The sequence below is a fragment of the Mesorhizobium sp. M5C.F.Ca.IN.020.32.2.1 genome (genome assembly GCF_004023105.1).
Taxonomy (GTDB): domain Bacteria; phylum Pseudomonadota; class Alphaproteobacteria; order Rhizobiales; family Rhizobiaceae; genus Mesorhizobium; species Mesorhizobium wenxiniae.
This window is the reverse complement of the sequence record NZ_RZSX01000190.1, coordinates 1-8542: the sequence shown is the minus strand read 5'-3', so window position 1 is coordinate 8542 and position 8542 is coordinate 1. Positions and strand designations below refer to the sequence as shown.

The window sequence follows — 8542 nt, the reverse complement described above, 5'->3', positions numbered from 1 at the left end:
GTCAAGGACCGCGCAAATGGCTGACGCGGTGGTGATCTGGATGGCGCTGCGCACCATGTCGCCGACGCGCTTGGCGTAGATCTTGTTGGCGTAGGTTTCCTGCAGCAGGCGGCCGTTCTTGCGGCCGCTGACGGTGACGAAGACGATGACCACGTCCTGCAGCGTCGCCGGCAGGGCGCTCTCGAAAATGTCCTTCAGCACGTCGCGGCGGTGGCGCAGGCCGAGATCGTTGAGCAACGCCTTCATGATCGCGGCGTGGCCGGGGTAGCGGATGGTGCGATAGTTCAGCGTGCGCACCTTGCCCTTCAGCGTTTCGGCCAGCGTGCCGAGCCCGCCGGATGTGTTGAACGCCTCGTAGGTGACACCGTCGAGCGAGAATTCCTCGCGCTCCTCCAACGGCGGCACCTCGATCAGCTCGCCTTCGACGATCGCCTCGCAAGGCTCGCAATATTCATTGATAACGCCGTCGGTGCTCCAGGTCAGATTGTAGTTCAGTGCATTCGACGGGTATTGCGGCAGCGCCCCGACCCGCATGCGCACGCTTTCCAGGGTGTCGAAGCGGCTGGCGAGATCGTTGGCGACGATCGAGATGAAGCCCGGCGCCAGCCCGCATTGTGGGATGAAGGCGCTGTTGGCGGAGCGCGCCAATTGCTTGACGCGCCTGGTGCTGACGACGTCCTCGGTCAGGTCGAGATAGTGGACGCCGGCGCTGGCTGCCGCTTCGGCGATGCGCGTGGTCAGGTGGAAGGGGGCGGCGCTGAGCACGGCGAATTTGCCGGCCAGGGCGGCTTCGAGCGTGCCTGATGCTTCGATGTCGAGTTCCAGCGTCTTGACCGTTTCAGGCAGTTCGGCCGCGCCGAGCTGTGCCGCCGAGCGGTCGACGAGGGTGACGCGGTAGTCGCCTGTGGAAGCCAGCATCTCGGCGATGGTCGAGCCGATCTTGCCGGCGCCGACAACTATGATTTTCTTCATAACCAGTTCCCTCGCCCTACCTTTGCTCAAGACGATAGAATCGCAGCTTGCCTGTCGAAAGGAAGCGTGGAATTGTGCGAAACGAAGCATCTTGGTGATCAAAATGCCGATGAGGTTCGTCGAAAGTGCTTAGCAACGCCGAACAGGCCCTGCTTTCCCTGCTGCGGGCGAATGCGCGCGCCTCGACGGCCGAACTGGCGCGGCGGCTCGGCGTGTCGCGGACGACCGTGCAGAGCCGGATCGAGCGACTGGAACAGCGCGGCATCATCACCGGCTATGGCGTCAGGCTTTCGCCCGACTACGAACAGGGGCTGGTGCGGGCGCATGTCCTGCTCACCGTCACGCCCAAGCTTGCCGACAAGGTGGTGCGCAGCCTGCAGGCGCTGCCGCCGGTGCGGACGCTGCATTCGGTGAGCGGCAATTTCGACATGATCGTCATCGTCGATGCGCCGTCGATTAGGGATCTCGACACGCTTCTCGACGAGATCGGCTCGATGGACGGGGTCGAGCGGACATCGTCCTCGATCATCCTGTCGACGCGGATCGATCGCTGACGGGCCTTCAGCCGACATGCCGTCGCACAACAATGTTCGAGAGAGCGGGTGTCCGCTCCTTTGATCACTGGTGCCGCGCGGCGCGGCGGACACTCTGCACCAGGATGGCGAGGCAGCCGATTAGCAGCAGGATGCCGCCAAAGGACTGCGGCAGCGCCAGAAACTTCACCGCCGCCGTGATCGCCGCGATCAGCAGCAGGCGAGCAGCGCCAGATTGCCGTCGTCGACGAACATGCCGATGAATTCCCTCACAGCAAGGCGAACGAGGTTCATCGGGCCAAACCCTCCGATGGCTGCGGGATAGGCGCTGCGCAGCCAGCGCACGATGGCAAAGGACGCCAGCGCGACGATCGCGAAGATCGCGAGCAAGGCCAGATCGTCGCCCGGCCAGTGCGCATCGATGCCTTCGCCGGTCCAGAAGATGCCGAAGCTGGTCAGCATCAGCCCGATGACGAATTTGAGCGCATTTTCCGGGACGCGCGCCAGCAGCCGATGCAAAGCGAGGGCGATGAGCATCACCAGGACGAACGCCGCCAGGGCGCCGAGGCTCGCATAGAGCGTCTGCCCGTGTGCGGCGCCGACTGCGATGACGATGAACACCACTTCGACACCTTCGAGCAGCACCGACGTCATGACCAGTGCGGCGAGCAGCGCCAGCGCCAGTGTCGCGCCGATCAGCGCCGGTCGCCAACTGCGCGTTGCGCCGACCGCGAGCACGATGGTGAAAGCTTCGACGACATCGACGAAGGAAGCGAGAAAAGCTGCCGTGATGGTCGAGACGATGGGTGTGAAGCCGGTCATTTTTTCCGTCCTCGGGGGCTATGACCGTTTCTTAGCATGGACGCGGGGGCGGCATCCGACCCCGATTTCTCGCAAATTTGTACGCCATTGAGCTTGTCGGCGCTGCCTCTGCCTCTTGGCGCTCAACCGCCGATCAGATCCAGAAACGGCAGATTGCTGGCCATCAGGCCAGCGTCGACATTCAAGGTGGTGCCGGTAATGCCGCTGGCAAAGGGCGACGCCAGGAATGCCGCGGCGCGGGCGACCTCGACGGGCTCGACCAGCCTGCCGAGCGGATAGAGCTTGCCGACGGCGGCGAGGATCTCCGGCTTGTGGGCGAGGCGATGCTCCCAGGCTCCGGTGCGGATCGAGCCGGGAATGACGGCGTTCGCCCTGATGCCGTTGCGGCCTTCCTCCGTGGCGATGGCGCGCATCCAGGCGTTGAGTGCTGCCTTGGCGGCGGCATAGGCGGGGGTGCCGAAATGGGCTTGTGCGTTGACCGAGGAGATGAACACGAAGGCCGCGCCCTGCGGCTGGTTGCGCATGACGGGAAGCAATGCCTGCGACAGCACGGCGGCGCTGCGGAAATTCAGATTCATTTCGCGGTCGAGGGCGGTCGTCGAGACATCGGCGAGCGTTTCCGCCCGCGTCCAGCCGGCGTTGGAGATGACCGCCGCCGGTGCCGCGCTTTCGCCGATGCGCTTGGCAAATGCCGTCACGGCTTCGTCATCGAGCAGGTCGAAATGATGCACTTCCTCTATTCCGGCACCGGTCAGGTCGGTTCCCTCACGGTCGCACGCAATAAGCCTTGCCCCGCATGCGGACAGGACGGCGACCAGCGCGCTGCCGACGCCGCCAGCCGCACCTGTCACAACCACGCTGCGGCCACTGAAATCGATCATGCGGCTCCTCGCTTTTCCCTGGCCAATCCTCGCCTGCCGGATGACTTGACGCAACCACCTGCCACGCAGGATGCTGGTGCTCTTGTAATAAAGCAACATGAATTCCAAAAAATGTTGCTTTCCAACACGGCCTGTATGAGAATCGCCGCGGTCGGCGTAGACCTTGCGGCAGGAAACCGGAAACCGGCGCAGCGAAAGAGCCGAACCGCGCGGACTCTCCGGCGATTGCCGCCAATGTTTTGAACAGGAGACTTTCCTTGCCCAAGCAGTGTTTTGGAACATCCCACGTGCCGCTGTCGCCGGCGGTCCGGGCCGGCGACATGGTCTATGTCTCCGGCCAGGTGCCGGTCGGCAGCGACGGCACCGTGGTTGTGGGCGGCATCGCCGAGCAGACCGAGCAGGTGCTTTCGAACGTCAAGGCGGCGCTGGCGCTGGCCGGCTGCAGCATGGACGACGTGGTCAAGACGACAGTCTGGCTCGAGGACGCGCGCGACTTCAGCGCTTTCAATGCCGTCTATGCCAGGCATTTCCCAAAGGATCCGCCGGCCCGCACCACGGTCGAGTCACGGCTGATGATCGACATCAAGATCGAGGTCGAGGCTGTCGCCTACAGACCGATTTGACGAAAAACGGGAACGGAGCCGGACGCCGATGCAATTTGATCTTCTCCTGAAGGGCGGCCGCCTTATCGATCCGGCGTCCGGCCTCGACGCGCAACGTGATCTGGCCATCGCCGGTGGCCGCATCGCCGCGATCGATTCCGACATCCCGTTCGAGCGTGCCGCACGCGTCATCGACGCCACCGGTTCCATCGTCGCGCCCGGCCTCATCGACCTGCACAGCCACGTCTATTGGGGCGGCACTTCGCTCGGCGTCGATGCCGACCGCCTCGCCGCAAAAAGCGGCACCACCACCTTCATCGATGCCGGAAGTGCTGGCGCCGGCAACTTCCTCGGCTTTCGCCGCCATGTCATCGAGCGCTCGAAGGTCCGCATCCTGGCCTATGTCAACATTTCCTTTGCCGGCATTTTCGGCTTCTCGCAGACCGTTTCGGTCGGCGAGTGCAGCGATCTCCGACTCTGTGAACCGCGCGAGACGGTGGCGGCGGTGCGCGAGCACGCAGACGTGATCGTCGGCGTAAAAGTCCGCTCGGGTCGCCACGCCGGCGGCAGCAGCGGCATCGCGCCGGTCGATCTGGCGCTCGAGGCCGCCGACCAGGCCGGCCTGCCGCTGATGGCGCATATCGACGAGCCGCCGCCGGGCCGCTCGGAAGTGCTGCCGCGGCTGCGCAAGGGCGACATCCTCACCCACTGCTTCCGGCCGTTTCCCAACGCGCCGATCTTCGCCTCGGGCGCGGTTCGGCCCGACATGCGGCTGGCGCGCGAGCGCGGCGTCATCTTCGATATCGGCCACGGCATGGGCTCATTCGACTTCGAGGTCGCCAGGGCGATGCTCGGCGAGGGGCTGGCGCCGGATGTGATCAGCAGCGACGTGCATCTTTACTGCGTCGACGGTCCCGCCTTCGACATTCTGGTCTGCATGTCGAAACTGCTGGCGCTCGGCATGCCGCTCGTCGAGGTGCTGCGCGCCGCAACGCAGCGGCCGGCCGAGGCGATCGCAAGGCCCGAGCTTGGCACGCTGGCGGTCGGTGCCATCGGCGACGTCGCGGTGCTGCGGCTGCGGCCGGGGCGCTTCACCTTTGTCGATGCGGTCGGCGCCTCGCTGGTCGCCGAGCAAAGGCTGGTCTCGGACGGCATCGTGATTGGCGGGACCTGGTGGCCGAACGAGGCTGCTAACGATTTTGGCGATACCGAGCGTTTCGAAGCGCATGCGCATGAAACGCATGTCGATGTGGTGAGCCGGCATTTCGGGCGTGGGTGATCTCCCCCGTCACGGGGGAGATGTCGCCGAAGGCGACAGAGGGGGTCGGTTCGACCGGGCTCGCCTTCCTGCAACGGATGGAGGTTGGCGCTCGACGCCCCTCAAGGGGAAGATTGCAGCTTCACGCCGGCGCCCCATAAACCGGCGTCGGAATTCCTTCCATCCGCGCCTTGATCTGCAGCGCGACGAACTTCGAATAGAAGCGCGATAGCGCCAAATTGCCGCCGTGGAACCATAGCGCTTCCTGCGCCGTCGGCTTCCACATGTTGCGCAATTCGCCTTGCCATGGTCCGGGATCGCCTTTCACGCCCGAGCCAATCCCCCAGCATGGGCCGACCTTGTCGGCGACCTGGCGCGAGACGACCGCCGCCACGGTCTCGTTCATCGATTGATAGCCGGTGCAGGAGATGACCGCATCGGCCGCCAGTTCGGTGCCGTCATCGAACAGGATGCCTGTCGGCGTCAGCGACTTGATCTCGACCCCGCTGCGGATGCCGATCTCGCCGTCGATGATCAGATCGGAAGCGCCGACGTCGATGTAATACCCCGAGCCGGTGCGGTACGCCTTCATCAGCAGCCCGGTCTCGTCGTCGCCGAAATCGATGGCGAAGCCGGCGTTGCATAAGCGGTCGTAGAAGGCCGCGTCGCGCGTCTTGATGATGTCGTAGAGCGCCCGCTGACTTTGCGGCAGCAGCGCGAACGGCGTCGAGGCGACGATCATGTCCGCTTTTTCGGTGGTGATGCCGCGCGCCAGCGCCTTTTCCGAAAAGATCTCGAACCCGACCTCCATCAGCGTGTCTGATTTGACCACCGTCGTCGGCGAGCGCTGGATCATGGTGACCTCAGCACCACTTTCCCAGAGGTCTACCGCGACATCGTGCCCCGAACTTGCCGCGCCGAGGACCGCGACGCGTCTGCCGCGGAAATTCTCGCCGCTGGAATACTGGCTGGAGTGCAGGATCTCGCCCAGGAAGGTCGCGGCGCCGGGGAGGTCGATCTGCCTCGGTGGGCCATAGGCGCCGGTTGCGAAGACGATATGCTTGGGTTTCAGCGTGATGCGCTCGCGGGCGCGATCGACCTCGACCGTCCAGACCTTTTCGGCCTGGTCATAGCTGGCGCTGACGCATTTCGTAGAGGTCCAGTAATTGAGCTCCATGACGCGCGTGTACATTTCCAGCCAGTCGCCCATCTTGTCCTTGGGCGTGAACACCGGCCAGTTTTCCGGAAACGGGATGTAGGGCAGATGGTCGTACCAGACCGGGTCGTGCAGCACGAGCGAGCGATAGCGGTTGCGCCAGGAATCGCCGGCCCGCGCATTCTTCTCGATGATGACGGCCGGCACGCCGAGCTGCCTGAGCCGTGCCCCCAGCATGATGCCGCCCTGGCCGCCGCCGATGACCAGACAGTAGGGCTGCTCAATGGCGCCGAGATCACGCGCCTCGCGCGCTCTCGCCTCTGCCCAAGTCTCGCGGTCCGGGTCGGCCTTGTGGCGTACACCCAAAGGCCGCGCCGGCCCTTTGCGCTCCTCAAAGCCCTTGAGGTCGCTCATCGCCGTGAACAGCGTTCGGCATCGGCCGTCCTGCAGGCGCATGATGCCCTGGCCCCACGCCGATGATGTCTCGAAGGTGAACCAGGCCTCGACGATGCCTTCGTCGGAGCTCGCCTCGCCACTAAGCTGCCAGGCTGTCGGCTTTGTCGTCGACAGCGTGGCTTCCAGCATGTCGCGGACCGCCGCACGGCCTTCCATCGTCTTGATGTTCCAGGTGAAGGTCAGCAGGTCGCGCCAGTAGCAGTCCTCGACGAACAGATTGACCGCAGCCTCGGCATCGCCCGCGTCGAGCGACCGGGCGAGGGAGGAAAACCAGGTGGCCGCCTGTTTCGATGGTGCCATGTCTAGCATTTGTGGTCCTTCTACCTTTCCAAGTCGGCGCCGCCGCGTCTTTCCTTCTCCACAATAAGGGGAAAAGGAGAAGCCGCGCGCCCCTCAATCCCCCAGCGGTTCCATCTCCTTGCCCGTCCTATGGATCTGGGCGTTGTATTTGATGCGGCGGACCGTTTCACGGGCCGAGCCGTCGAGCTTGTAGGCGGCCGCCACGGCCATCAGGTCGATCGCGGCGAGGAAAGCAAAACGCGAGGCGGTCGGCTTCAGCGTGTCGGGATATTCGGGAACCGCAACCGTCAGCCTGACGTCGCAGGCGCGGGCAAGGTCGGTGTCGGGCGCGGTCACGCCGATCGCGTTGGCGCGGTAATGTTTGGCGAGCTCGACGGCCTCGATCACCTCGCGCGTGCGTCCGGTCGCCGAGATGGCGATCACCAGATCGCTGGGCTTCAAGGTCGAGGCGGTCATCCGCATCAGGTACGGATCGCATTGGGCGCTGACGGTGATGCCGTAGCGGAACAGCCGGTACTGGGTCTCCTGCGCCAGCGCCGACGAGCTGCCGCCAAGGCCGAACACCGTGACCTGGCGCGCCTTGGCGATGAGCTCGGCGGCCTTCACCAGCTGCGCCGGATCAAGCTGCCGTTCGGCCTCCTGCAACGCCCGGCGGGCCTCGCCGAACACCGCATTCCAGAACGGCATGCCATTGTCGCTGCTGGTGGGCGGCGGCTTGCTCAGATAGAGCGCGCCGACGACGAGGCTCTGCGCCAGCTTCAGCTTGAAGTCGCGCACGCCCTCGCAGCCGATGGCGCGGCAGAACCGGGTCACCGTGGGTTCGCTGACCTGGGCGCGCTGGGCGAGGACGGCATTGGAGGCGTCGACCGCGAACCTGACGTCGTCGAGCACGACATCGGCGACGCGCCGCTCAGCCGGGCGCAATTCACCGTAAGAGTCCTTCACCAGCGAAATGATGTCGGGGATGCGCCTGACATGATCGCGCCCATCTGGATCGCGCCCATCCGGGTCGCCGTCTGAGGTCGGCCGCCCCTGGCCGTCAGCTTCGGTCATGAGTCATCCCTGCCGTTCGTGGAACTCGACCTCTACCATGTTTGCGCACCGCGTGCCTGCTTCGCCTCACGCGGTCGCTGTCCGAAGTATGTAGGAAAGCTACAAGCTTTTCAAGAAATAGAAAAGGCAATCTAAACAATAATGTAACCGTGGTACAAACGATCTCTCTGACTAGAGCAGCGGTCGCCGCTTGACAGTAAAGTAGGATAGTTACAGACTGATTTTTACGGACGGATGACCCAATGGATCATCGCGCAACCTGCGAGGGGCGCATGAACGCGGGCAGTGCAAAAACCCCGAAGCTTGGCGTGCAGGCCGCGACCAAGATCTATCATATGGCTTCCGGCGACCTCCTGGCGCTGGATCGCTGCAGCCTCGACGTTCACGCCAATGAGATCGTCTCGATCGTCGGCCCCTCCGGCTGCGGCAAGACCACGCTTTTGTGGTCGATGTCTGGCCTGCATCGCCTGTCCAGCGGGACAATCCGGCTCGACGGCAGAGAGATCACC

At 64.4% G+C, this 8542-nt stretch carries 9 protein-coding genes; 4 read left to right on the top strand and 5 right to left on the bottom strand.

The annotated features are described in order from the left end of the window. Positions 1–1062, bottom strand: a 1062-nt coding sequence (locus EOA86_RS12205) for a saccharopine dehydrogenase family protein (protein WP_281035649.1), incomplete at its 3' end; no start/stop codon positions are given. 35 nt (positions 1063–1097) lie between these two features. Here EOA86_RS12205 and EOA86_RS12200 point away from each other — a divergent pair. Then, positions 1098–1526: an Lrp/AsnC family transcriptional regulator gene (locus EOA86_RS12200; protein ID WP_127208203.1), complete on the top strand. Its 429-nt coding sequence runs from the start codon at positions 1098–1100 to the stop codon at positions 1524–1526. A gap of 189 nt (positions 1527–1715) precedes the next feature. Here the strand turns inward: EOA86_RS12200 and EOA86_RS12190 are convergent, their stop codons facing one another. Both EOA86_RS12190 and EOA86_RS12185 read right to left on the bottom strand, forming a co-directional pair. Beyond that, on the bottom strand, positions 1716–2327 hold the full coding sequence (locus EOA86_RS12190) for a hypothetical protein (protein ID WP_245497239.1): 612 nt from the start codon (positions 2325–2327) through the stop codon (positions 1716–1718). Positions 2328–2449: 122 nt separating this feature from the next. Further along, positions 2450–3208, bottom strand: a complete 759-nt coding sequence (locus tag EOA86_RS12185) for an SDR family oxidoreductase (protein ID WP_128341853.1) — start codon at positions 3206–3208, stop codon at positions 2450–2452. Positions 3209–3465: 257 nt separating this feature from the next. Here EOA86_RS12185 and EOA86_RS12180 point away from each other — a divergent pair, with 257 nt between their 5' ends. Next, on the top strand, positions 3466–3831 hold the full coding sequence (locus EOA86_RS12180; protein ID WP_095520163.1) for a RidA family protein: 366 nt from the start codon (positions 3466–3468) through the stop codon (positions 3829–3831). Between the two features lie 28 nt (positions 3832–3859). Then, positions 3860–5089 (top strand): amidohydrolase/deacetylase family metallohydrolase, encoded by a 1230-nt coding sequence (locus EOA86_RS12175; protein ID WP_095519992.1) that lies wholly within the window; start codon positions 3860–3862, stop codon positions 5087–5089. A gap of 121 nt (positions 5090–5210) precedes the next feature. Here EOA86_RS12175 and EOA86_RS12170 read toward each other — a convergent pair whose 3' ends face one another. Then, positions 5211–6989, bottom strand: coding sequence for an NAD(P)/FAD-dependent oxidoreductase (locus EOA86_RS12170; protein ID WP_128341851.1), 1779 nt, complete (start codon positions 6987–6989; stop codon positions 5211–5213). An 84-nt stretch (positions 6990–7073) separates the two neighbouring features. Further along, positions 7074–8033 (bottom strand): MurR/RpiR family transcriptional regulator, encoded by a 960-nt coding sequence (locus EOA86_RS12165; RefSeq protein ID WP_127314044.1) that lies wholly within the window; start codon positions 8031–8033, stop codon positions 7074–7076. A gap of 242 nt (positions 8034–8275) precedes the next feature. Between EOA86_RS12165 and EOA86_RS12160 the strand changes: the two genes are divergently transcribed. Next, positions 8276–8542: ATP-binding cassette domain-containing protein (locus tag EOA86_RS12160; protein ID WP_245497238.1), on the top strand; the 267-nt coding region annotated here is incomplete at its 3' end.

What these genes read in the sequence shown, in the direction of transcription:
- EOA86_RS12165 (WP_127314044.1), bottom strand. Translation starts at nt 8,033, where the DNA reads ATGACCGAAGCTGACGGCCAGGGGCGGCCGACCTCAGACGGCGACCCG.
- EOA86_RS12185 (WP_128341853.1), bottom strand. Translation starts at nt 3,208, where the DNA reads ATGATCGATTTCAGTGGCCGCAGCGTGGTTGTGACAGGTGCGGCTGGC.
- EOA86_RS12170 (WP_128341851.1), bottom strand. Translation starts at nt 6,989, where the DNA reads ATGCTAGACATGGCACCATCGAAACAGGCGGCCACCTGGTTTTCCTCC.
- EOA86_RS12190 (WP_245497239.1), bottom strand. Translation starts at nt 2,327, where the DNA reads ATGACCGGCTTCACACCCATCGTCTCGACCATCACGGCAGCTTTTCTC.
- EOA86_RS12175 (WP_095519992.1), top strand. Translation starts at nt 3,860, where the DNA reads ATGCAATTTGATCTTCTCCTGAAGGGCGGCCGCCTTATCGATCCGGCG.